The following is a 22,916-nucleotide window of genomic DNA, read 5'->3' as shown; positions in this document are numbered from 1 at the left end:
TTTGATCAGCGCCTGCTTTTCAAACACGATTATTTGAGGTGCCCGTGCATGTCTCGCACTCTGACATTTGTCGTTTACTTACTGGCCGTGCTGCTGCAAGCGGGAGCTTATGGCCTCACCTTCATGCTCCCACGACTGTTCGCCACGTTCGGAGCCAATGAGAAAGCCGTTGGCCTCATCCTGCTGGTGGCGACTGTTTCCACGTTGATCGCCGTGTACTTCTCTGGTCATCTGTCAGACTGGTTTGGCCGCGTGGTCACCCTTGGGCTGGCCTGCCTTGCCATCGCCGCAGCTCTCGCACTGTTCGCTTTGGCGGATGGTGTGAACGCAATGGTCGTTCTCGCCAGCTTGTTGCTGGGTGCGGGGTGGGGCCTCACCTATGCATTGGCCCCTGTTGTGTTGACCCGGCTTGTAACGGCGGACGAACGTATCCGCTACTTCGCCTTGCACTCGGTGGTTCTGATGGCAGGCTTCGGGCTCTCCCCTGTCATGGCATCGCAGATTGAAGCCGCAGGTGGCACCATTGCAGATGCGTTCCTTATCACCTCCGGTCTGTGTGTTCTCAGCGCTCTGCTGTTTTTTGTGCTGGTTGCGCCTGTGCGCCGACATGCCATCAATCCGGGGCCGGAGGCCAGATCCCGCCTCAGCCTTGGCTATGTGGGCAGCATTTTGAAAGGCAAAGCGGTTCTACCGATTATCATGGTGTGCCTCGGAGCCAGTGTGTTTGCGGGTATGAACAACTTCCAGACGGTGTTTGCAGATGCCAGAGGGCTCGACTACGCTCACTTCTTCCTCGCCTACACCATCACCGTTGTCATCTGCCGTGTGGCGCTGGCCAAGTTCAAAGGCGGCACGCAGCCCTACATGACCATCGCCGCCCTGCAATATGTGATGGCTGGCAGCATTCTGCTCTTTGCATTTTCCGGCGCCAGCGTTCCGGCCTATATCGTGGTCGCGATCCTGTTTGGGGTTGGATATGGTGCCTCTTATCCGGTGTTGGCGGCCATGGCAGCAAATGATGCGCAGGAAGATCTGGTGCCGCAAACCTTACAGCTGTTCGCGCTGACCTACTTTATCGGCATCTTCGGCTTTCCGCTGATTGCAGGCTGGATGATCGTGGAACTGGGCACGGCCCCGCTGCTCTACCTCATCGTAGGCCTCGCCGCCCTGGAAGCCACCATGGCCCTGCGCCGCGCGCAAAACGATCAGGCGAACCTCACCCTCGCCGCCGACAAATCGGTTTAAGCAAAGGCACTTATTGAAACAAAAAACAGCTCGCGATGGAGGCTTGCGAGCTGTTTTAAAGCAAACGACTTAGATTACATTCTGGTTTAATCGTCATCTCTGCTTGGTATGAATTTCAAATATAAATACAATAAGTTACGAACTATACATTCGAGTATTCCCTTCCCCCCATAACTGTTAAATCAATGCTGAATCTGGTTTGGGCGGCTCTGTTGAAGAGACCTGCAATGGCCTTGGCCGTGCCTGCATCATCTCTTCACTGAACTTACCCAAGCCCAGGATAGATCGGCTGATGTGTGGCCTGCTTCATGGCCACGAAACACAGTGATTGCTTAGAAAATGTAATCAGCCTGAGGCCATGCTAGGGAAAGCCCGAGCTGCAAAACATTCCTCAAATGGGGGCTTGTTAAAGAAAAAGGCTCAGCCTTCGCGCGCGCTCAAAAGAGAGGTATGAGACCTTTCTTCAGAACCAGTGCCTCTCTGTCGCGATAAGAACTGGTAGTTCTACTTAAATGCTATTTGATGTTTACTTGCTATCCGTTACGGTAAGTTTATCGATTGCTGCGCGAATCATTGCTGTTTACATATTGCATATCCATGAAAAAGGACTTTGATTTCTTCCTTACTCAGCTTTACGAGGCCGTTGAACACCCCGAACTCTTCGAGGATGCGCTTCTTACTGCCAGTGACCTGCTGAGAGCTTCCGGAATGCATCTTTACACTTATGATGCTGCCAAGCCGGAGGAGCGGTTGAACTATGTTGCGCGGATCGATCCTTCTTTTGAGCCTGAGTACACTGAAAACTATTTTGCTCATGATTACAGAATAGACCGGGTCAACAGATCGCCATACGGACAGATCATTACTGACGCGGAGATGACGACCGAATATGGGTTGAAAACCAATCCCATACATCAATTTCTTCCCAAGTTCGAAGTCTATGACCTCATGGGAACCAACCTGACCAAGGGCGATAATTTTGGTTGGTTTGGTGTGTCTTCGCTCAATCCGGGAGACGGGTTCTCCCCCCTCCAGCGCAAGATGTTTGAAAGCATGATCCCTCATGCCAGCAGGGCCTTGCATTATCGGCAAAGGGTCAGAAGCCTTGAGATGAGACTGGCGCTGAAGGACTCGGTTACAGGAAACCTGCCATACGGACTCATCATCTTCACGCAGTATGATATCAACTCCATCAACCCAAGAGCCCTTGAGATATTGGAGCAAGGGTTCCTGAGGCTCAGAAAGACCGGGATTTCCTGCTCTGACCGCAAGCAGAACAAGAAGCTGGAAGAGGCTCAGATCAGCGCGCTGGTGGGAGGGCTGCCGATTGTGAACCTGACGGATGAACGCACAGGGACAACTTACCTGATCCAGATGTTCAACCCAAAGCCGCAGGCGTCTGACGGTTCATTGGAAACTGCGCAATATCTGGCCGTGAAGATCATGATGACCAGTGCGACGGCCCAAGCTGACCCAGCCGTGATTGAAAAGCTAAGTGACGTCTTCCGCCTCTCCAAGGCAGAGAGCCACGTCATCAGTGCCGTCCTTTCCAGCAAATCCCTGCAGGATTACGCGCAGGACAGGTCTGTGCGGTTGGATACCGTCCGCAAACAACTCAAATCCGCCCTCTACAAAATGGGCATCAACTCCCAGAAGCAACTCTTCCAACTCTATGAGGTCTTTCGGTCGTTTCGGGGGTGAGCTGGTGGATGTTCATCAGTGAACCACCTATGCGTGTCCTCAGCGATGGTCAAAGGTCCACCACGCACAAACTACGTGCCACAACCGACCCCTCATAAATCACCTCCCCGGCAAGCCGAGACTGCGGGAGAAGAAGAACCGGCAGGGCCGCGATGTTTCGATAAGAGCCTCAGGTTTCATGGTTGGCACGTTGCTTCAGGGAACGGAGAACGCCCCTCACCACCGACGGGCAGCCCTCCTGACCCCATAAAACACGAGCACCCGGAAGGACACATCACACCAACCTCTCGATTTGGTCAGCTAAAGTAGCTCGATACCCAAGGTACTCAAGTCTTCCGCCACTTTGCAAAGCTGGCAGGCTAGCAGTAGTCAGAGGCCCTGGCGCTCCGTGTCCGAGAGGACACTTCACGACCAGGCCCTCTGAATGACAGAGTGTCCTTCACTGCTATATGAGGGGCCCAGGTAGTGTTTACTTCTTACTCTTGGATGTTTTTCTCGATAAAGGTCAAGGATTTGAAGTAGTTTATGAAGCCATCGGGAACCGTGAACGCATCAACGGCCTCGGGAGCTTTTGCGTTGCTGCCCAACGCAAAACTGAAGTCGCGCCCATCCTGGGCCGCCGATGCATGGCATCCAGCGCAACCGCCCATGTTTATTTTGCCGAAGCCAAGTCGTTGGGCTTGGAACGGTAAGAGCTGGGTGTTGTAAAGCGGCTTATTTAAGATTGATTTTGCGACCGGAACACCTTCCTCGAGGAAGCCGTCAAAATTTGCGAGGGAGTAGTCGGTTTCCACAGTGGAATCTGAGAGATAATAGGAGGCGGTGGTTGAGAATATTCCGTCATCCATCCCGGCTTTATGAACTGGCTGAGGCTGGACGTTGATCAGTTTGTAGTAAAGAAGGGGGCTCTTGGCGGGCAGTTCTCCGGAATGTTTCAGATCGAGATAGGTTTCAATCTCGTAGTGGGCGCCTTGGTTGGCTTCGATTACATCAGAGGGGATTGCATACCAGCGGCGGTTAACACAAATATTGCCGTCTGATGGCAATGTCGGGTAGAAGTCTATTTTCTTAAAAACGGGATCTTTGAACTTGTAGGTAGGGTTTTCGCGTAAAAACAAACGGTTGCCGGGTGTGTGGCAATAGGAACCGTCCCTTTTAATAACCGGAAGTTTTATGGACGCAATCTCATCCTTTACCAACTTTGGAGATGTCGCTTCCACCGGGAGATTGTGCGGGTCAATCACTTCACCGTTTTCGTTTTCGATTGCTTTTCCATCTTTGGACAGAATGTTGTCTGCTTGCTCGAATGTTGCCCAGATACCCCAGGGAGCTTGCTCAGGGAACACCAATACGTGCATACCGGTCAGACCCCAGGTATCTTCCCGATAGCAGGGTTTGGCATCCGCACCTGTTCCTGTGGTTTCGTAGTAGCGGACGTTGGTCATATAAAACCTGCCAGATCCTTTTTCGGTATCTGTCAGAGGCCGGAAGGCCAGTTTAAGCTCAATGGCAGTATCGCGGTTGTTTTCCGGGGTTGGCGCGAAATTGACATAGGGTTTTTGCGGGTTCTGCCCCTGGCCGCTTTCCAATGCAGTGGTGTAATTGTCCTGCGCAATCTCAAGGGGAGATGGCGTTCCGTCATCATTACTCGGATACCAGAAGCGGTTCTCAACCATATTGGTATAGACGCTCTTGTTCATTTTCACTGAAAAACGGATGAGCTGCGGACTGCTGTTGTATCCGCTTGGATCGGTTGCCGGAAGGTGACCGGCATAGATCTGGTTGTTGCCAATCTGTGTGGTCTCGTCGAGATTGATCAGCGCCGGGGTATCGACTGGCTTCTGCCCATCACAGGCAGCGACTTCTCCGTTATCTGTTCCAACTGACTTTGGGTCGAAAAAATAGGCCGGAGCCTGGGAATACCCATAGTCAGGTTTATTGCTGGGAATACCGTCAGGGTCGAGCGTAACCCCGTGAGGCGGTATCTTTGCCGAGGCGTTTCCGGGGTAAACTTCCGACTTGGAGCGCATGGTTTCCCAAACGGTTGGTCCTGGACCTCCAAAGTCAGCCGACAAATTAGGGGCACCGCGCTCTGAGGCATCAGCTGGCCAGTTGAGGGCAATGAAAGTGTTCCAGATATAGGCACGGGCTGCTGCCAATGTGATGCCACGAGCTGCGCCATCCAGGCAAGGGGGCTGTACTGTAGCCGCAACAACGATCTGGTCAGCACAGGTAGAGCTGTTTGTCTCTTGTGATTTTGCTTCTTCTGGACTGGCGAAGCACGAGAATGCGAAAACTGCTGAAATTGCGAATACGGAGTGCACCCGCGTGCTTTGTTTTGCTTGCTGGATGAATTCAGGTTTTCGAGATAGTGGTTGTTGAAAGAAGAATTCCACGGCAACGCTCCTTTAGTCTCGTATGAGAACACAACTTTTTAATGAGGCATTCATCTATATAGATCATGGGTTGCAGTGAATTTAATGTCGGAGCCATACATTTATGCAGCTCGATAAGTAGATTGAAATTTTTGCTCCAGCCTCTCTTCGAGAAAACTCCAGCTCTTTTGTGAAGAGATGAAATGACAAATGAGCGCCAAACGGCTCTACATCCCGCACTGCACAATGAAATCCTTAAAAAACGCAGAAAAACACGAAAGAACGCAAACGAACGCGTTGCTATGTGAGGGGGAATGCTGAGCGGGTTTCATGGGTTCTGGTTTTGGCGGTTGAGAGTGACTTATGCCCGGTGGGTGGGGAAGTTATCAACCGTCGCGGCAAAGGGCTGTTCTGTGACTTGAGGAGGATAAGTGCGGGACCGCGCAATTTTGTTGCGGGGATAATGAGGTGCGAGCCGGAAAGTGTCGCTGAGGGAGGCCCTGTTGCAAATAACTTAGAATAATTGGCTCCTGTGAAATTTAACAGGCAAAAAATCTCTGAGATATCAAGAGTTCGTGGCGCCTCGTGCTTCCAGACAATTAATTTATAGGGTTCACCCTTGGGCGTTTTCAGGTGGAACGGCTTTTGCACATGGGAAAGAACATGGGTTCTAAGCAAAAACTAAGATTTTACAGAATTATTTACTGTGCTGGCTTGAAAAATACAGCGCCTGTTAATGCGGTGTGAAGTCTATACTGGCTTATCTACTTGTTCTAGGGGCAACCCCGTAGGAAAGAGGTAGAATAGCTGCTTGACACATGGGCAATTGTGGTTTCATATGCCTTTGCTATCACATGATATGCAGTAAAGATGAGGATTAGGTCATGAGCCGGTCAGTACTGGTTCTTCAGTATCGCAATAAAAAGAGCTTGGCGTGGTTTACGCAAGACGTTCGTCTTGCCTATGACTTCCCAAACGCGTGCGTATAAGCCTACAGGCCCATCAGTCTCTTTGAAAAATTGAACGAGTGACGCCTAATCTACTTGGAGCCACGGGTGAACTACATCCACTCATGTAGTTAATCGGGCAGATCTACTTGCTCTGCCGCCGGCAGGTAACAGGTAAGCTGCGTCTATTGTTCAAAACCGGGACTGCTGCCGCAACACGTTAATTCCAAAAGGAATGCCTGCACTTTCAGGCAGTTGTAACTTTCGCGCCAAAGGGTTGGAGAGCGACCCAACCTGTGCGCAGCTGCGTATTCCCAACGGTGGGAAACAGTTTTCTAAGAAGAATGCGCAGTAAAAATGCAAGGACTAGAACAATGAAACGTATCCCTGAGCCGTTCCGCATCAAAATGGTTGAGCCAATCAAAATGACCAGTTTCGCAGACCGCGAAAAGGCATTGGCAGAAGCTGGCTACAACCCATTCCTGCTTGCAAGTGATGACGTTTACATCGATCTTCTGACAGACTCCGGCACCGGCGCCATGTCTGACTACCAGTGGGCAGGCATGATGATGGGCGATGAAGCCTATGCCGGCTCCCGCAACTTCTACAACCTGAAAGACGCGGTTCATCACTTCTTCCGTTATGAATATCTGGTACCAACCCACCAGGGTCGTGGTGCAGAACAGATCCTGTTCCCTGCTCTGATCCGCCGCGCGAAGGAAGTTCGTGGTGCAGACAAGCACATCTTCATCTCCAACTACCACTTCGACACCACAGCCGCTCACGTGGAACTGAACGGTGGTCAGGCGGTGAACGTGGTGGACGAACGTGCTTATGACACAACCACTTACTACGACTGGAAGGGTGACTTCGATCTGGAGAAGCTGGAAGCGGCGATCAAGGAACACGGCGCGAAGAACGTCACCGCGATCATCACCACAGTGACCTGCAACAGCTCCGGTGGTCAGCCAGTTTCCATGGCAAACATGCGTGCTGTTTACGAGATCGGCCAGAAATACGACATTCCGGTTGTGATCGACTCCGCCCGTTACTGCGAAAACGCGTATTTCATCAAGCAGCGTGAGGAAGGCTACGCGGATAAGTCCATCACAGACATCATCCGTGAGATGTACTCCTACGGCGATATGCTCACCATGTCCGCAAAGAAAGACCCGCTGGTCAACATCGGCGGCATGTGCGCAATCCGCGAGAAGAAAGAGCTGTTCCAGGCCGTCCAAACCCTCTGCGTCCCAATGGAAGGCTTCGTAACTTATGGGGGATTAGCTGGTCGCGACATGGAAGCGCTGGCACGTGGTCTGCATGAGGGTGCGGATGAGAACTTCCTGCACTATCGTATTGGCCAGGTTAAGTATTTGGGTGATCGTCTTGTTGAAGGCGGCGTGCCAATTCAGTACCCAACCGGCGGTCACGCAGTGTTCGTAGACGCGAAGAAGATCCTTCCGCACATCCCTGGCGATCAGTTCCCAGCACAGGCTCTGTGTAACGCGCTGTACCTGGAATCCGGTGTACGCCCAGTTGAAATTGGCTCATTCTTGCTCGGCCGCGATCCTGCAACCGGCCAGCAAAAAGAGTCCCCACTGGAACTCATGCGCCTCACAATCCCACGTCGTGTGTACACCAACGACCACATGGATTACATCGCGGATGCTCTGATCAACGTTGCGAAGAACGCAAAGGATATCAAAGGCTTCGAGTTTGAATACGAACCACCTGTCCTGCGTCACTTCACTGCACGTCTGAAGCCAATCAAGTAATTTGGCACCTCGGGAGGCGCTGCTCTGTGCCTCCCTCTTTTCCTCACGGATATAACAAAACTACTTCACGGGAGAGAAGTAAATGTCTGAGGGCACACAAGTCGGTGGCATAGGCAATGCCACTGCAACAACCAGTCCATCCTTCCTAGGCGGTGCAATGATCATCGCCGGAACCGCGGTCGGTGCTGGTATGTTTTCCGTTCCAACCGTCAGCGCTGGTATGTGGAGTATCTGGGCTATTTTTGCGCTGGCCTTTACCTGGTTCTGTATGCTGCATTCCGGGCTTATGATATTGGAAACAAACCTGAATTACCCGGTCGGCTCCAGCTTCGACACGATGGTGAAAGACACCCTTGGGAACGGGTGGAACACCGTCAACAACATCGCCGTGGCGTTCGTCGGCTACATCCTCTGCTACGCGTACATCTCCGGTGGTGGTTCCATCGTGGTACACACGCTGGATGCAACAGTTGGCGTTGCACCTCCGCAGATGATTGCAGGCCTGATCTTCGCACTGGGCCTTGCGTTCTTCGTATGGTGGTCCACAAAAGCCGTTGACCGCATTACAACAATCCTGCTCGGCGGTATGATCATCACGTTCTTCATGTCCGTGACAGGCTACACCTTCAGCATGAAGGCCGCCGTGTTCTTTGACAGTGACAGTGGTATGGGACTGGGGAGCTACTTCCCGTACCTGTTCGCAGCAATGCCATTTTGTCTGGCATCCTTCGGTTATCACCACAACGTGCCAAGCCTGATGAAGTACTATGGCAAGGAGCCTAAGAAGATTCTGCTCTGCCTTGGTACAGGCACTTTCCTCGCACTGGTACTTTACATTGTCTGGCTGTTCGCCACATTGGGCAACATCTCACGAGCTGATTTTGGTCCGATCATTGAACAGGGCGGTAACATCGGCGTACTGGTGGAAGCTCTTGGCCGTGCAGTAGAAAACACCTCTGCGTCCAACATGTTGTCCGCATTTGGTAACATGGCTGTGGCGAGCTCCTTCCTGGGCGTTGCGCTTGGTCTGTTCGACTTCCTTGCAGACTTCCTGAAGTTTGATGACAGCCAGGCAGGTCGTGCGAAAACCGCTGCAGTAACCTTCGTACCTCCGCTGATCGGTGGCATCTTCTTCCCGGATGGTTTCATCATCGCGATTGGTTACGCTGGCCTTGCAGCGACCGTCTGGACTGCGATCGTTCCGGCCCTGATGGTGCGCGTCAGCCGCAAGAAATTCGGCAATCCTCAGTTCCGTGTCTGGGGTGGCGAGGCACTGGTCTGGGTGGTCTTTGGCTTCGGCATTCTGGTTGCCGTCAGCCATGTGCTTGGAATGTTCAACGCACTTCCAGTTTACCCATAGCGCCGAGAATGGCTTTACGCTCTGCTGGGGCTCGCGAATGTGAGCCTCAGTTTAAACGAGGAAATTGAAATGAAAGGCATACTCTCCATCCAATCCCACGTGACATACGGCCATGCTGGCAACGGCTGTGCTGTATTTCCAATGCAACGCATGGGACACGAAGTCTGGGCGATCAACACAGTCCAGTTTTCAAACCACACCCAGCACCCGCAAGGTTGGACCGGACAGGCCCATGATGCCAAGCAAATCTCTGAAATCTTTGAGGGACTTGCCAAGCTGAATGTTCTTTCTCAGATCAAAGGTATTGTAACAGGGTACCTGGGAGGCCCCTCTCATTGTGATGTCATTGTCGACATCGTGCAGGAAGTTCGCCGTCACAATCCTGATTGTCTCTATTTCTGTGATCCGGTGATGGGCGCACCTGATAAAGGCTGCATCGTCAGCGAAGGTGTAGCTGAACTGCTGGTCAGCAAAGTGATGCCGATTGCTGATGTGATCGTGCCGAACCAGTTCGAGCTCTCTCAGTTCATTGGCGAGCCGGTTGAAACGCTGGAGCAAGCCAAACAAGCCTGTGCTAAGGCAATGGAAAAAGGGCCGAAAATGGTTCTGGCCAAGCATCTTCACAGCGTCTCCGACGAAGCTTTCACCATGATGTTCGCCAATGCGCAAGGCAGCTATCTGGCTCAGCGCCCGCATTTGCCGTTTGAGCGCCAGCCAGTTGGCGTTGGCGATCTGATCACATCTGTATTTGCCGCTGGTTATCTGAATGGACTTTCTGAAGTAGAAGCGTTCCAGCACTGTAACAACGCGGTGTACGGCGTGCTTAAAACCACGCAGGAAAAAGGCGAATGGGAGCTGCAAACTATTGCTGCTCAACAGGAATTCGTCTCACCATCCGAACAGTTCGACTTAATAAACCTATAAAACAGGAAAAAACAATGACAGCTATCGATACCTCCAAAGCACCTGCAGCGATCGGCCCTTATGTTCAGGGTGTAAACCTTGGCCAGATGGTGATCACCTCCGGTCAGTTGCCTATCAACCCGGAAACCGGTGAGATGCCTGCAGATGTTGCTGAGCAGACCCTTCAGTCTTTGAAAAACGGTCTTGCGATTGTTGAAGAAGCAGGCCTTGCTGCGAAAAACATCAAGAAGACAACTGTTTTCGTGAAAGACCTCAACGACTTCGGTCGTGTCAACGAAGTTTATGGCAAGTTCTTTGAAGACAACAACGCACCGTTCCCAGCACGCTCCTGCGTGGAAGTTGCACGTCTTCCAAAAGACGCTCTGGTAGAGATCGAAATGATCGCCTGCCCGTAACCGGGTAGGATTTCCCCTGCAATGCTCGTGGTCCAAAGCGAGCATTGCCCTCATGTTATGATTTTGAATAGTGCTATAAATTCAATTAGTTGTAGCTTCATCTCAGTAATAAAATTGCAAAAACTGCAGTAATTATCTCCCCTCGTTGCCCTGCGCTTAAACTGCAATAGCTAAATCCGGCGGCTACTCCAACGCTCACGAATACGGCAGTGTCGACATGTGAAAACATGTTTGCACATATCTGGCTGGTTGGAGTTCCTTGTTGCATCTGCGCTACTACTGGCTGTCGCCGGGTGCTCGGAAATTCCAGGACATGGCCCAAGCGCTTATCAGGTTGAAACGGCAACCTCGCAGAGTGATGAGCAATCCCTGAGCTATGTCATGCTGGATGTAGATGTGCCGACAATCCAACATTTATCCAATTATGCCAGCAACTTACCTCCCAAAGAATTCCGCGTTGGCAAAGGCAAACGCAGCACGATCCGTGTTGGAGTTGGCGACCAGCTCTCCGTCGGGATCTGGGAGTCTATTCCTAATGGTTTGTTCTCCACGCAAGGGCAGAAGCGAACGGAGCTGGGGCTTGTCGTGGATGATAAGGGCAAGATCTATGTGCCCTATGTTGGCGAGCTGAATGTAGAGAACAAAACAATCTCTGAGGTGCGTGAGCTGATCCTTGCTGGTTTGGAGGGGAAGGCCGTTGACCCCCAAGTGGTTGTAAACCTTCAAGCAAATGGGTCTCACAAAGTGATCGTGATTGGAGATGTGGCAAGGCCGGGCCAGTTCCGCGTGCATGAGGATGGGCTGAGTCTGGTCGAGGCGATCTCTGAGGCTGGGGGGACAAGGAATCCGGATTACGAGTCGTTTGTCACCGTTGTGCGGGATGACAAGAAGTTCCGGTTTGGGCTGGATGATATTGCAGAGCAACCGGCCAATAACATCTGGCTGAGACCGAAAGATATCGTCTCTATTACGCACCAGCCGAAGTCCTTTACGGTGTTCGGAGCTGTTGTTGCCCGGCGCAAACATGACTTCCCGTCTTCGCGGCTAAACTTGTCAGAAGCTATTGGAATGTCTGGTGGTTTGCATGATGGAACAGCGGATGCGACGGGTGTGTTCCTGTTCCGGTTTGAGGACCGGCAGAAGATGATGCCGCTGCTTCCGCCGCATGAGCAGCACAATGAGTTTGAAACTGTTCCCGTTGTTTATCGTCTCAACCTGAAAGAACCCAGTGGCTTGTTCCTGACGCAAGCCTTTGAGATTAAAGACAAAGATGTGATCTATGTTGCCAACTCCTCCGTGTCAGAGGTTAACAAGTTCATCAGTATCCTCGTTTCTCCGGTCACCGGAACGTTGCGTTCAGGCGTGGCGTTGGCTGGTATGCCTTAGCAATCAACTAGTCGCTATCGATTGATTTTGCTGAGTTATTTGCTGTGCGTGGCTGTTTCGAAACGAAAATTTTGGACACTTTGCACTCTGGCATTACCCTGAAAAATAGAGGAATTTATCGATAGAGGCGGTTGGGCAATATCCTCTCCGGTCCTCCTGTTCAGAGGCGTTGAGGGGGCGGCCTCTGCATCAGCTTTGCGGTAAAGTGCTGATGTAATTGAATTCTTCGCGATGAGCCGATCGCGCGGAAGGTAACGATCAAGGGCGTTTTCACCTTAACATTTGCTTCCACAGCAGAAATGCCTTTGATCGTTTCATCTACGCAGTGCGTTCTTCAAAGTAATACTACAAAAATCGTTAGAGTTTATGCTGCCACTCTCTTAGAACGAAGGTCGTGTGCATAGAATCTACATAAGGTAACTTGCTGATACGGAATCTGGCTGATTCCAATGCTTCCTGTGAGATAGCCTCTACCATCACGATCATATCGGTGGTTGGAGAGGAAACTGTCCAGCAGCCTTTCACTTCCTCCCATTTTTTAACGTGCTCAAATAGTGTTTCGCAGGCTGGTTCTGTCAGGTGAACGTGGAAGAAGCTCTTCAGTGTGCCAGCGTTTCTGACGTCCGTATCTTCCAGATCAACTGTAAATCTTTTAATGATACCAGCATCATAAAGCCGATCGATCTTTGTTTTGACGTTGGTTCTGGACGTGCCGATCTTCTGGGCAATCTCTGTGAGAGACTGCCGCGCGTTCTCCTGCAAGAGAGAAAGGATTTTGCGTTCTGTATCGCTTAGATTTTGCATTTTCTCTGGTAAAGTAATTCATTGAATTTCAAAGTTGGTGCGACAGTATAATTATTGATTTTTTAGTGCAATCAGCTAGTGGTCTAATGTAGTTTGAGATAAATCAAGAAGTATAGTCTTTAGCAATCTAACCTGATTTTCATCGGTCTTCTTTTCGCCCGTCGCTTCAAAACCAAAATCCAGCAGTGTCTGGTCCTGCGGATAAGTTGAACCGCATCCGGCATGAATCTCAGTAAAGTCAGCAGCTTGCAGGATGTCTGGGGCTGTCTGGTGGTTGATACCTGAACCCGGCATGACTGAAAGGCGCCCGGCAGCCGTGTGGTGCATCGCTGCTAAATTCTCAATGCCATCAAATGCTTTGTGAGCACCGCCGGAACTGAGGATGCGTTCGAAGCCAAAGTCCACTGCGGTTTCTGTCGCTTCCACCAGATCAGGAGCCAGATCTATAACCCGATGGAGGGTCAATCCAAGCCCTTCGGAGTGATTTATCAGATTTCCCAATAGGTTAGCGTCAAGTGCGTTGCTATGTTGGTTTGCGCCGAGGACGACGCCAGCCAAATTGGTATTACGAACTGCATCGATTTCCCGCTTCATCTGGTCCACCTCCTGCGGGGAAAAGATGAAGTTACCCCCGCGCGGGCGGATCATGGCGTAGACCGGGATGGGGGCTTTGGCAGCCAGCTCCATCAGGCCGACGGAGGGTGTGAGCCCACCCATGGCGAGGCAGGAGCACAGTTCGATCCTGTCGGCACCACCGGCAACTGCGGCGTTCAGTCCGGCAATGCTGTCGACACAGACTTCCAGCTTCATGACAGCGCCTCCACCTGCCCGGCCAGCAGGTCTTTTGCAAGAATGGCTTTGCGCTTTTCCGGTTGGCCCAGCTCAGGTGTCCAGACCCAATAGACAATCTCCTCATCACAGCCCACATTGACCACGCGGTGTTTGCCTGCAGCATCAATGGCATGGATCACCACACCGCCAATGTAGCCGCTCTCCAGCTCCTGCAGTTCAGAGATTGCCAGCCGCAATGCATCATCCAGTGAGATACCCAGTTTCATGGCCAGCACCACAGTGCGGGCTGTGCCACAGCGCATGGTCATTTCGCCGGTGTGTGTACAGGCCGCCGCGCCATATCGGCTGTCTGCGTAAAAGCCAGCACCGGGGATTGGAGAGTCCCCCACCCGTCCAGGATATTTCCAGGCCCAGCCTGATGTTGAGGTTGCCGTGCAGATGTTGTTCCCGCCGTCTTTGCAAAGGAATACGGTGGTGTCGCGCACCTTTTCCGGGTCGGTGATGGCCTTGGTGAGGGGGGCAAGATCCGTGTTGGGGAATGCAGCCTTTTGCTCCTCGCTCATCACCTCTTCCAGCTTGCGCCACCACACTTTTTTGCTGTGGTCCAGAAGGGCGGGATCTTTGGCAAACCCCAGCTCATCGGCATAACGTCGTGCGCCCTCACCCACCAACATGGTGTGAGGCAGATTATCCAGCACGGCCTTTGCCAGACGTGTGACTTCCAGCGTCATCGGCACCCCAGCCACAGCGCCATAATCCCGTGTGGTGCCGTTCATGACGCTGGCGTCGAACTCCATATCTCCTAAAAGGTTAGGCCAGCCGCCATAGCCTACACTGCGCACCTTGGTTTCCGCTTCCACCAGAGACAGCCCAGGTACCAACGCATCCAGTCCATGTGCTCCGTTTTGCAGGTGGTCCGCCGTGGTGCCAATGCCCGGCCAGCTTTCAGAGTTTCCAAGTACAATCATTGCGCAGCTCAAAACTTATCAGAGAATAAATCACAGCAACTCTTCGGCGCGCCACACGCCTTGTCAATGCTACCAATCCGGCGCTCAGGGCTGCCTCTCATGTGAATATGCCGAGAGGTGCACTCCTAACTATCTGAATTAAATGATATATTTGATTTGAAAATTGGTAGCACGCAAACCTGTGAGCGTTTGCGTTGTTTTGTGCGTTCCTTTGAAAGCTTTTGCGTTTTCCTGCGTTGTTATGTTTTCACTCGCAGATCGCGCCAAGGTTTATTGAACTCCACCTGAGAGTTGGTGGTCTTGCGAAAATCTGAGTAACTTATTCCCCACCCATATTTTCCTCAATCACCTCTTTACACCTTCTTAGAAGTTTCATCAGCTCTTGGGTGCTTGGTTCGGGGATCCAGCCGGAGAGGGCTAGGGCGGCGGTGGTGGGGGTGCCTAGGGTGGTGGCGATGGTTTGGTGGATGTCGTTGGCTTTGCCGAGGGTATCGGGCTGAACCTCCACGTAAGCGTAGTTCTGGCGGCGGATGGTGGTGATGCGGTCCATCAGTGCCTCTGGCCCCTCGGGGTAACCGGGGATATCTCGCCCGGCATACAGACTTATTATCTCTTCGTCCGTTTTGGCGGCGAGCAGTGCCATACCCACGCCGGTCATGGTGGCAGGGCGTGATCCGATACGGCCCAGAGCGTCACCGGCTGACATGCCCGGCGTGCGGTGGTAAAGGTAAGCCACCTGATCCCGCCACAAAACTCCAAGTGCCACAATCAGACCGGTGGAAGTCAGCGTTTCCAGAGCGTCCATGGAATGGCGCAGCAGGCTGGAAGCGTGCAGGCTCTGGGCTGCAAGCACGTGCATGCCCGGGCCCGGCTCATATTTGCGCTGAGCGGTCTGCTGCAGAATATCCATGGATGCCAGAGTCTTCAGCAGGCGATTGACCCGCGTCGTCTCCATATCCAATACGCGTGCCAACTCCCGTCCCCCCATGGGACGATCAGAGGAGGCAAGCGCTTGCAAAACGACGAAGCCATCAGAAATGCTCTTGTTGGATTGGGCGGGACTTTTGGTTGCCATCTCTGCCTTCGCATCGCGGATCATCGAGCCGTTGCCAACCTGATCCATCTTCAAGTGAGTTATCAATAGCAACATTACTGCATTTTCTGTGCTGTTTTCCAGCATTGAACCACGTCTATCAGCTTGGTCCACAAGGCATAGGCGAAACTGCGGCATGTTTTAATGTTGCTATAAAAGCAATATTGTGATTGGTTTGCGCATGGGTGAGCTAACCCACCCGAATTACTCAGGCAGCTTTCCTCACCGGATGCTGCGATAAAATGGGGCGCTGATCATGACAGATGCGAGTCTGGTCGCTGTTGATTGGGGCACGAGCTCGTTCCGGGCGTGCACTCTCAGTAACCAAATGGAAATCCTCGACAAAATCTCGACAGACCAAGGGATACTCCAGTGTGACGGAAAGTTTGAGGAGGTCCTGCGAGATAACCTTAAGGGCCTGAAGGGGGGCTATGCGGACTTGCCAATCGTCCTTTCGGGCATGATCACCTCTCGCAACGGCTGGGTTGAGGTGCCTTACGCAACATTGCCAACCACAGCTGCAGACCTTTCCAGTGCCGCAAAGCAAGTAACACTGCCGGATTTAGGTCCGCTCTGGTTCATTCCGGGCATCAAGGCCGAAGGGGCTGAGGCCGATGTGATGCGCGGGGAGGAAACGGAGATCCTTGGGGCCGTCTCTCATTTCAACCTGCGCGATGCCACCATGATCATCCCCGGAACCCATTCCAAACACACGATCATTCGGGATGGAGCTATTCAAAGCTTCCGCACCTATCTCACCGGAGAGATGTTCAGCGCCCTCACCAAATCCACCATTCTCGGTGCGTTTGGCAGCAAAACATGTGATCTCGGCTGCTCCTGGTTTGAGGAAGGCATCCGGATAGGTGCGCAGCAAGGTGGGGCTGGTGCTTTGCTCAACCGCGTATTCTCCGCGCGCTCCCGTGTTTTGGTGGATGGCATGCCGGAAGAGCATGCAGCTTGCTACCTTTCGGGCTTGCTGATCGGTGCAGAACTTTCCCAAGCCATCGCGACCTCTCAAGACACACTCTGGATCCTTGGCAATGGCAGATTGCCTGAGCTGTATCAGCGCGGCTTTTCTGTGCTGGGTGCTCCCTCAAAAATCGTCCCGAACGGTTCCGCTGCGTTTGGTGCAGCACAGGTCGCACGCGCCCTCAACCTTATCCAATAAATTCAGGAAGAACAATGAAATCACTCGATAGACACATGCAAACCGCGCCTGTGGTCGCGATTTTACGCGGGCTTACACCGGATGAGGCTTTGGAAATTGCGCAGGCGCTGATTGATGGCGGCATTCGCATTATGGAAGTGCCACTGAACTCACCGGATCCCTTGATAAGCATCTCTTTGATTGCAGAGAGGTTTGGTGATCAGGTGAGTGTTGGTGCAGGCACCGTGCTCAACTCAGACAATGTAAAGCAGGTGAAGGAAGCCGGAGGGCAGTTTATCGTTGCGCCCAACTTCAGTGTAGAAGTCGGCAAAGCCTGCCAGTTGCTCGATATGGACTGGATGCCAGGCGTTTACACGCCAACAGAGGCGTTTGCTGCTGCTGAGTTGGGCGCGCATTCTCTTAAGCTCTTTCCGGCAGAACTCTGCCCACCTTCCATCATCAAAGCCATGCTTGCCGTATTGCCTAAGGGGACACGTGTTCTCCCCGTTGGTGGCGTCGATGCAGACAACATTGCGCAGTACATGGCGGTTAGGGCAGCCGGTGCGGGCATTGGGTCCTCACTCTTTAAACCGGGAGACACACCAGATCAGGTGCGGCAGCGGGCCAGAGCTCTCGTGACAAACGTAAACAAGAAGGAATGCTAGCATGTTGAGTGCAAATCTTGATCATCTGGAGATCATCCCCTTTATCTCCACGGAGCTGAAGCAGCTTTTGAAAGATGCCAAAGAGTTCTTGAGCGAAGACCGCGAAGCGGGACGCTATGACCTTGATGGCGATAAGGTTTTCGCCATGGTGGTGGATGCGCAAACCCAGCCCATAGAAGAGCGTCGGCCAGAATTCCATGCTGATTATGCGGATATTCAGGTGCTGCTGGAAGGCACGGAAGTGCTGGGTTACGGCCATATGCCAGCAGGCGCCATCACCGAGGATAAGATGGCAGATAAGGATGTCGCCTTTACAGCTGAGATTGCCTCAGAAAAGACGGTTCTCATGGCACCGCGCGACTTTGCCGTGTTCTTTCCCGGTGAACTGCACCGGCCATTGGTGGCACCAGATGGCAAGGGCGCGCCCGTGCGCAAAGCTATCTTCAAGGTGCATCGCTCAGTGCTGGAACCTTCTTAAGTCAACGACTTAGCACGTATCATCATTGTTCAGGATGCGAGGTTGTCATGCGGACACCAAACGAAATCTTTAATCTCACTGGGCGCACGGCTTTAGTGACTGGCTCCAGCCGAGGGATTGGCGCGGCCATTGCAAAGGGGCTTGCAGGAGCTGGAGCCACGGTGGTGGTGCACGGGCACAAACAAGACGCCTGTGCAAACACGCTGGAGGAGATCAGAGCAGGTGGCGGCACTGCTTACTCCATTGGGCAAGACCTGAGTGCACCCAGAGCCGGGCGCGAAGCCATTAAGAAGGCAGAAGCCGTAGCGGGGCCAGTTGATATTCTGGTCATCAACGCTTCAGCCCAGATAAACGCAGTACTGGAGGATCTTGCACCGGAAGATCTGGAGTTTCAGCTGAACGTCAATGTGCGTTCGACCATTGAGATGCTGCAAACCTGTCTGCCAGTGATGGCAGAGCGCAAATGGGGGCGTGTGGTCAGTATTGGCTCGGTCAACCAACTGAAACCAAAACAGATCGTCACGGCCTATGCGGCCACCAAAGCGGCGCAGCACAACATCATGCAAAGCCTAGCGCAGGATTATGCCAGGGACAACGTGCTGCTGAACACGCTGGCACCGGGGCTGATCGACACGGACAGAAGCGCCGGGCGCAAGGCAGAAGACCCGGAAGGGTTTGCTGAGTACGTGCGCCAGCTCAACTGGATGGGCCGTGAGGGCACGACCGATGAGATGGTGGGGGCTGCCTTGCTGCTGGCCTCAGATGCCTGTGGGTTCATGACGGGTGAGAGCATTTTCATGACTGGTGGCTACTAGTTATCACCGGTCCTGAAGGGGAATAAAAAGGGCGGCTCAGCAGGTGCTGATGCCGCCTTTTTTGCTGCCTGAATGCTTGCGTTGAAATGTGCGTTGGTTTGCGTTGATCCGCATATTTTTGAGTGATTTTGCGAGAATCGTTTTCGCAGCACAACCGTTTTGAGAGCTGCAGAGCGAGATTTATTTTTCCAGCACCCCGGTCCCATCCTACCTATCTACCACGCTCCAGCGGCAGAACTCTGCCGTTTGACCATGGTGTTTTGGTGTTCTGCCGCGTCCTCTGATTACGTTGAAAACCCTATTGCGATATATCGCCGATTTTATTAGTATCAATAAATAACACAAGGTATCATAAAGTGGACCAATGAAAAAAGCTGATCTAAATGGCATCTTGCCGGTACTGCCGACGCCCTTCTCAAAAGATGGCGGAGTTGATCTCGACGGAATGAAAGAGGTGGTGACCTTCGCCCTGTCCGCTGGCGTGGATGGAGTGGTGTTTCCCGGTTTCGCCAGTGAGGTGGAGAAGCTCACCGCGGATGAGCGCAGCAGCCTTCTGAAAGTGGTCGTTGATACCGTTGCTGATCGTCTGCCGATCGTCGCCGGTGCCAGCGCTGCAAAGCCGGAGCTGGTGATTGCTCATGGCAAGACAGCCGAAGCTTTGGGCATTGGCCACCTGATGGTGCAGCCTCCGAAGGAGCTGGGTGAGGCAGAAGCACTGGTCTTCATGACAGAGGTTGCTGAAGGTCTGCCGGGTATGGAGATCATTCTGCAGAACGCGCCAGCACCGCGTGGCTCTGATCTGTCCCCAAAAGCGATCCTGAAAATCCTCGAAGCCGTGCCTGCTGTCACCTACGTGAAGGAAGAGACCCTTCCGGCGGGTCCGGCTATTGTTGAGATTTTGGCAAACCGTCCAGCGGGCCTCAAAGGCGTTATCGGTGGCGGTGGCGCGCGTTACATTCTGGATGAGTACGAGCGCGGTGCCTGCGCGGCGATGCCAGCCGTTGAAATCGCCGATCTGCATGTGCAGATGGACCGGGCGTGGCGCTCTGGCGAGCAGTCCAAAGCGCGGGACCTTTACATCCGAACTCTACCTTTGCTTGCAATTCAAGCACTTTACCGTATGCGCCTAACCAAATATGTGCTGCTAAAACGCGGCATTTCCATCGAAACAGACGTGCGCGCACCAACCCCCCTCTTGGACAAAACCTCTCTAGCGGATATTGACAATAATCTGGTGGAGCTGGGCTTGTTGGAAAGCTCTGTCATGGAAGGGGCAGCATAATGACAGATCCTGTCGCAAAAGTTGAGGTTTTCACATTAACTCAACCTCGCGAAACACCCTATCTGGGTGCTGCACGTCCGGGTGAAGAGCCCAACGCGCAGGGATATCTGGTGCGTCGCGGAAACCGGACGGTCTATCCAATCTTCGACCGCTCTGTGCTGGTGCGTCTTGAAACACGCAATGGCGCAGTTGGTTGGGGGGAGACCTATGGTCTTGCGGCACCCGGAGCTGTCGGTGCCATCATCAACGATCTGCTGGCCAGTTTTGTCATTGGCCGTGATCCTGCAGATCCGGAAGTCATCTTCGACGATCTTTATGATTTGATGCGGGTACGTGGGTACACCGGCGGTTTCTATGTGGATGCATTGGCCGCCATCGATATCGCGCTTTGGGACATTGCCGGGCAGCAGGCAGGGAAACCTGTGGTGGAGCTGCTGGGTGGTGTGAAGCAGGATGGCATTCTTGCTTACGTTTCCGGCCTGCCGGAACCAACCCGTGAGAAACGCGCAGAACTGGCGCTGAGCTGGCAGGAGAAGGGCTTCCACGCCTTCAAGTTTGCCAGCCCGGTGGCTGATGATGGCCCGGTCGCTGAAATCGAGCATTTACGTTCCGCTCTGGGACCAAAAGCTCTGATTGCGGCAGATATGCACTGGAACCAGACAGCCGATGAAGCTCTGTCCCTCATTGAGGGCATGGCACCATACGGCCTTTGGTTTGCTGAGGCACCGGTGCGCACTGAAGATATCAATGCCCTTGCACAGGTGAGCCAGAGCACATCGCAGAAGATCGCGGTGGGTGAAGAATGGCGCACTGTGTGGGATATGCGTCACCGCATCGAGCGTTGCCGCATCTCAATCGTTCAGCCGGAAATGGGGCATAAGGGCATCACCAGCTTTATGCGCATAGGTCGGCTGGCCGAAGAACTCGGCATTGACGTTATTCCTCACGCCACCATTGGTGCGGGGATCTTTCTGGCAGCGAGCCTGCAAGCTTCTGCCGCTCTGTCCGCCACCCGTGGGCACGAATTCCAACATTCCATCTTTGAACCAAACCGCCGCCTGCTAGTCGGGAACATGGATTGCAAAGCGGGGACTTACTTCCTGCCGGAAGGTCCGGGTCTTGGTGTCAAACCTTCGCCAGAAGCATTGGCGCTTCTGGAAACGCTCTAACCTTGCTTTAGGGAGGAAAGCTCTATGAAATCCTATATTAAATCACTGCTACTTGGGGCGAGTGCAGCGGTTGCCATATCCTTTGCAGCACAAGCGGAAACGCTGGTTCTTGTGAATGCGGATGCCATTGATTCACCCGTTGATTTGATGAACAAGCACTTTGCCAAACTGGTTGAGGAACGCTCCAACGGCGACATCGATGTCAGCTACATCACCGGCACCCAGCTGGGCACACCTCCGCAGGTGATGGACCAGCTCTCCGCCGGTTCTCTGGATGCATTCGGCACCGCTGGCTCCTGGCTGACCAGCTATGCACCAGACACCAACATCCTCACCTGGGGCTTCACATTCCGCGATGCGGATCACGTCTTCAACTTCTTCAAGAGCGATCTGTTTGACGATCTGACGAAGGACATGATCAACGAGGCCCGCATCCGTCCGCTGTCTTCCGGTCCAACAGAACCTCGTGTTGTGTTCCTGACAGAAGAGCTGAACGAGAAAGCCGACTTCTCCGGCCGCAAAATGCGCATTCCGCAGATCCCGGCTTACCTGAGCCTCTGGAAAGCCATCGGCGCACAGCCAACACAGGTTGCTTGGGGTGAGGTGTTCCTGGCCATGCGCACCGGCATTGTTGATGGCGCAGAAGGCCCTCCAAGCGCGGCAATCTCCCAGCGCTTCCACGAGGCAGCACCAAACGTGTACATGACCAACCACGTATGGGCGACGTCCACCATCGTCATTAACGAAGACAAGTTCCAGAGTTTCTCACCAGAGCAGCAGGAGCTGCTGACCAAAGCTGCGGAAGACGCCTCCCGCTGGGTCTACGAGTACTCCACCGAGCGCCGCGAAACCGTGCTGGACGAAATGCGCAAGGGCGGTGCCACCATTCGCGAGATCGACGCCACCCCACTGCGCGAAGCTGCCAACGCTGGCGTTGCGGATGTGGAAGCCGAAGGTCTGTGGCGCAAAGGCCTGTTTGAAGCTGTCCAGAAATACTAAGCCCGGCCTCTGACCGGACACCAAAGCTGTTGTGAGGCGCGGGGCTGCCCGCGCTTCTCCTCTAATCAATCGCGGTCCAAGCCGCATTAAGAGGGCTTTTCGATGAAAAGTTTCTTGAAGACCGTTGTGACGGTTCTCGGGAAGATAGAAATGGCACTATGCATGGCACTGATCACCATGATTGTGGGAACCATCTCTTTCCAGATCATCCTGCGGTACGTTTTTGACTCTCCCATTGCCTGGATGGAAGAGATCGTAACAATCGCCTTTATTCTGCTGACCATGCTGGCCGCCGCCGTGGCAACCAAGGAAAAGCGCCATATTCTGGTGGACCTTTTCCCGCAAGGGTCGCTCTCCAAAACACTGGGCGTGATTATGGCGCTGGTGACGATTGCAACGCTCGTCGTCATTCTGCTGCACGTTAATCCGGTTCTGAAGGTTGAGATGCGCCGTACCACCATCTCCCTGCCGTTCAACTTCCCGGTCGCGTTCTACAACTCCATTCCACTTATCTACTGCTTCTCTTCGATCATCCTGTCGCTGGCCTATGACGTGATCTTTGAGCGCAAAGACGAGCAGGAGGCTCTGGTCTGATC

20 protein-coding genes are annotated in these 22,916 nt (G+C 53.1%); 15 read left to right on the top strand and 5 right to left on the bottom strand.

The features are described from left to right. The first annotated feature begins 48 nt into the window (after nt 1-48). Nucleotides 49-1,245: an MFS transporter gene (locus PJE062_RS17135; protein WP_008551016.1), complete on the top strand. Its 1,197-nt coding sequence runs from the start codon at nt 49-51 to the stop codon at nt 1,243-1,245. Between the two features lie 597 nt (nt 1,246-1,842). Continuing rightward, on the top strand, nt 1,843-2,946 hold the full coding sequence (locus PJE062_RS17130) for a hypothetical protein (protein ID WP_037037484.1): 1,104 nt from the start codon (nt 1,843-1,845) through the stop codon (nt 2,944-2,946). A 476-nt stretch (nt 2,947-3,422) separates the two neighbouring features. Here the strand turns inward: PJE062_RS17130 and PJE062_RS17125 are convergent, their stop codons facing one another. Continuing rightward, nucleotides 3,423-5,342 (bottom strand): hypothetical protein, encoded by a 1,920-nt coding sequence (locus PJE062_RS17125; RefSeq protein WP_008550960.1) that lies wholly within the window; start codon nt 5,340-5,342, stop codon nt 3,423-3,425. 1,300 nt (nt 5,343-6,642) lie between these two features. Between PJE062_RS17125 and PJE062_RS17120 the strand changes: the two genes are divergently transcribed. From PJE062_RS17120 to PJE062_RS17100, 5 genes are all read left to right on the top strand, one after another. Further along, on the top strand, nt 6,643-8,043 hold the full coding sequence (locus tag PJE062_RS17120; protein ID WP_008550870.1) for a tryptophanase: 1,401 nt from the start codon (nt 6,643-6,645) through the stop codon (nt 8,041-8,043). A gap of 82 nt (nt 8,044-8,125) precedes the next feature. Further along, nucleotides 8,126-9,403 carry a tryptophan permease gene (mtr, locus tag PJE062_RS17115; RefSeq protein WP_008551114.1) on the top strand — a complete coding sequence of 426 codons (1,278 nt, stop codon included), beginning with the start codon at nt 8,126-8,128 and terminating at the stop codon, nt 9,401-9,403. Between the two features lie 69 nt (nt 9,404-9,472). Next, the gene (pdxY, locus tag PJE062_RS17110) at nt 9,473-10,327 is read left to right on the top strand and encodes a pyridoxal kinase PdxY (RefSeq protein WP_008551144.1); all 855 of its coding nucleotides are present in this window, start codon (nt 9,473-9,475) and stop codon (nt 10,325-10,327) included. Nucleotides 10,328-10,341: 14 nt separating this feature from the next. Continuing rightward, a complete protein-coding gene (locus PJE062_RS17105) occupies nt 10,342-10,722 on the top strand; it encodes a RidA family protein (RefSeq protein WP_008551223.1) in 381 nt (126 codons plus the stop codon). Between the two features lie 219 nt (nt 10,723-10,941). Beyond that, a complete protein-coding gene (locus PJE062_RS17100) occupies nt 10,942-12,108 on the top strand; it encodes a polysaccharide biosynthesis/export family protein (RefSeq protein WP_008551254.1) in 1,167 nt (388 codons plus the stop codon). Between the two features lie 357 nt (nt 12,109-12,465). Here PJE062_RS17100 and PJE062_RS17095 read toward each other — a convergent pair whose 3' ends face one another. The 4 genes from PJE062_RS17095 to PJE062_RS17080 form a co-directional block, all read right to left on the bottom strand. Further along, complete coding sequence (locus PJE062_RS17095; protein ID WP_008550787.1) at nt 12,466-12,912, bottom strand: Lrp/AsnC family transcriptional regulator; 447 nt, start codon at nt 12,910-12,912, stop codon at nt 12,466-12,468. 75 nt (nt 12,913-12,987) lie between these two features. After that, the gene (locus PJE062_RS17090; protein ID WP_008551252.1) at nt 12,988-13,722 is read right to left on the bottom strand and encodes a copper homeostasis protein CutC; all 735 of its coding nucleotides are present in this window, start codon (nt 13,720-13,722) and stop codon (nt 12,988-12,990) included. After that, complete coding sequence (locus PJE062_RS17085) at nt 13,719-14,672, bottom strand: N(4)-(beta-N-acetylglucosaminyl)-L-asparaginase (RefSeq protein WP_008551174.1); 954 nt, start codon at nt 14,670-14,672, stop codon at nt 13,719-13,721. The genes PJE062_RS17090 and PJE062_RS17085 overlap by 4 nt, the downstream gene beginning before the upstream one ends. 319 nt (nt 14,673-14,991) lie before the next feature. After that, entirely contained in the window at nt 14,992-15,822 is an 831-nt protein-coding gene (locus PJE062_RS17080; protein WP_208982375.1) for an IclR family transcriptional regulator, read from the bottom strand. 199 nt (nt 15,823-16,021) lie between these two features. On the opposite strand from PJE062_RS17080, the gene PJE062_RS17075 reads away from it, so the two are divergent. The 8 genes from PJE062_RS17075 (at nt 16,022) to PJE062_RS17040 (ending at nt 22,914) form a co-directional block, all read left to right on the top strand. Then, nucleotides 16,022-16,933 carry a 2-dehydro-3-deoxygalactonokinase gene (locus PJE062_RS17075; protein WP_208982374.1) on the top strand — a complete coding sequence of 304 codons (912 nt, stop codon included), beginning with the start codon at nt 16,022-16,024 and terminating at the stop codon, nt 16,931-16,933. 14 nt (nt 16,934-16,947) lie between these two features. Further along, nucleotides 16,948-17,577: a 2-dehydro-3-deoxy-6-phosphogalactonate aldolase gene (locus PJE062_RS17070; RefSeq protein ID WP_008550788.1), complete on the top strand. Its 630-nt coding sequence runs from the start codon at nt 16,948-16,950 to the stop codon at nt 17,575-17,577. Nucleotide 17,578: 1 nt separating this feature from the next. Continuing rightward, nucleotides 17,579-18,055 carry a YhcH/YjgK/YiaL family protein gene (locus tag PJE062_RS17065; protein WP_008551081.1) on the top strand — a complete coding sequence of 159 codons (477 nt, stop codon included), beginning with the start codon at nt 17,579-17,581 and terminating at the stop codon, nt 18,053-18,055. A gap of 47 nt (nt 18,056-18,102) precedes the next feature. Then, a complete protein-coding gene (locus tag PJE062_RS17060; RefSeq protein ID WP_008550883.1) occupies nt 18,103-18,870 on the top strand; it encodes an SDR family NAD(P)-dependent oxidoreductase in 768 nt (255 codons plus the stop codon). A 364-nt stretch (nt 18,871-19,234) separates the two neighbouring features. Beyond that, nucleotides 19,235-20,152: a dihydrodipicolinate synthase family protein gene (locus PJE062_RS17055; RefSeq protein ID WP_037037478.1), complete on the top strand. Its 918-nt coding sequence runs from the start codon at nt 19,235-19,237 to the stop codon at nt 20,150-20,152. Beyond that, the gene (locus PJE062_RS17050) at nt 20,152-21,321 is read left to right on the top strand and encodes a mandelate racemase/muconate lactonizing enzyme family protein (RefSeq protein ID WP_008550983.1); all 1,170 of its coding nucleotides are present in this window, start codon (nt 20,152-20,154) and stop codon (nt 21,319-21,321) included. The genes PJE062_RS17055 and PJE062_RS17050 overlap by 1 nt, the downstream gene beginning before the upstream one ends. Before the next feature lie 24 nt (nt 21,322-21,345). After that, nucleotides 21,346-22,320 carry a TRAP transporter substrate-binding protein gene (locus tag PJE062_RS17045; protein WP_008550964.1) on the top strand — a complete coding sequence of 325 codons (975 nt, stop codon included), beginning with the start codon at nt 21,346-21,348 and terminating at the stop codon, nt 22,318-22,320. Nucleotides 22,321-22,422: 102 nt separating this feature from the next. Further along, entirely contained in the window at nt 22,423-22,914 is a 492-nt protein-coding gene (locus PJE062_RS17040) for a TRAP transporter small permease (protein ID WP_008550996.1), read from the top strand. Nucleotides 22,915-22,916: the final 2 nt, after the last annotated feature.

The sequence above is a fragment of the Pseudovibrio sp. JE062 genome (assembly GCF_000156235.1).
Taxonomy (GTDB): Bacteria; Pseudomonadota; Alphaproteobacteria; order Rhizobiales; family Stappiaceae; genus Pseudovibrio.
This window is presented reverse-complemented; position numbering and strand designations above follow the sequence as displayed.

Coding starts and splice junctions, on each gene's coding strand:
- PJE062_RS17060 (WP_008550883.1), top strand. CDS start 18,103: ATGCGGACACCAAACGAAATCTTTAATCTCACTGGGCGCACGGCTTTA.
- PJE062_RS17075 (WP_208982374.1), top strand. CDS start 16,022: ATGACAGATGCGAGTCTGGTCGCTGTTGATTGGGGCACGAGCTCGTTC.
- PJE062_RS17080 (WP_208982375.1), bottom strand. CDS start 15,822: ATGTTGCTATTGATAACTCACTTGAAGATGGATCAGGTTGGCAACGGC.
- mtr (WP_008551114.1), top strand. CDS start 8,126: ATGTCTGAGGGCACACAAGTCGGTGGCATAGGCAATGCCACTGCAACA.
- PJE062_RS17070 (WP_008550788.1), top strand. CDS start 16,948: ATGAAATCACTCGATAGACACATGCAAACCGCGCCTGTGGTCGCGATT.
- pdxY (WP_008551144.1), top strand. CDS start 9,473: ATGAAAGGCATACTCTCCATCCAATCCCACGTGACATACGGCCATGCT.
- PJE062_RS17135 (WP_008551016.1), top strand. CDS start 49: ATGTCTCGCACTCTGACATTTGTCGTTTACTTACTGGCCGTGCTGCTG.
- PJE062_RS17120 (WP_008550870.1), top strand. CDS start 6,643: ATGAAACGTATCCCTGAGCCGTTCCGCATCAAAATGGTTGAGCCAATC.
- PJE062_RS17045 (WP_008550964.1), top strand. CDS start 21,346: ATGAAATCCTATATTAAATCACTGCTACTTGGGGCGAGTGCAGCGGTT.
- PJE062_RS17050 (WP_008550983.1), top strand. CDS start 20,152: ATGACAGATCCTGTCGCAAAAGTTGAGGTTTTCACATTAACTCAACCT.
- PJE062_RS17065 (WP_008551081.1), top strand. CDS start 17,579: ATGTTGAGTGCAAATCTTGATCATCTGGAGATCATCCCCTTTATCTCC.
- PJE062_RS17090 (WP_008551252.1), bottom strand. CDS start 13,722: ATGAAGCTGGAAGTCTGTGTCGACAGCATTGCCGGACTGAACGCCGCA.
- PJE062_RS17055 (WP_037037478.1), top strand. CDS start 19,235: ATGAAAAAAGCTGATCTAAATGGCATCTTGCCGGTACTGCCGACGCCC.
- PJE062_RS17095 (WP_008550787.1), bottom strand. CDS start 12,912: ATGCAAAATCTAAGCGATACAGAACGCAAAATCCTTTCTCTCTTGCAG.
- PJE062_RS17085 (WP_008551174.1), bottom strand. CDS start 14,672: ATGATTGTACTTGGAAACTCTGAAAGCTGGCCGGGCATTGGCACCACG.
- PJE062_RS17105 (WP_008551223.1), top strand. CDS start 10,342: ATGACAGCTATCGATACCTCCAAAGCACCTGCAGCGATCGGCCCTTAT.
- PJE062_RS17130 (WP_037037484.1), top strand. CDS start 1,843: ATGAAAAAGGACTTTGATTTCTTCCTTACTCAGCTTTACGAGGCCGTT.
- PJE062_RS17040 (WP_008550996.1), top strand. CDS start 22,423: ATGAAAAGTTTCTTGAAGACCGTTGTGACGGTTCTCGGGAAGATAGAA.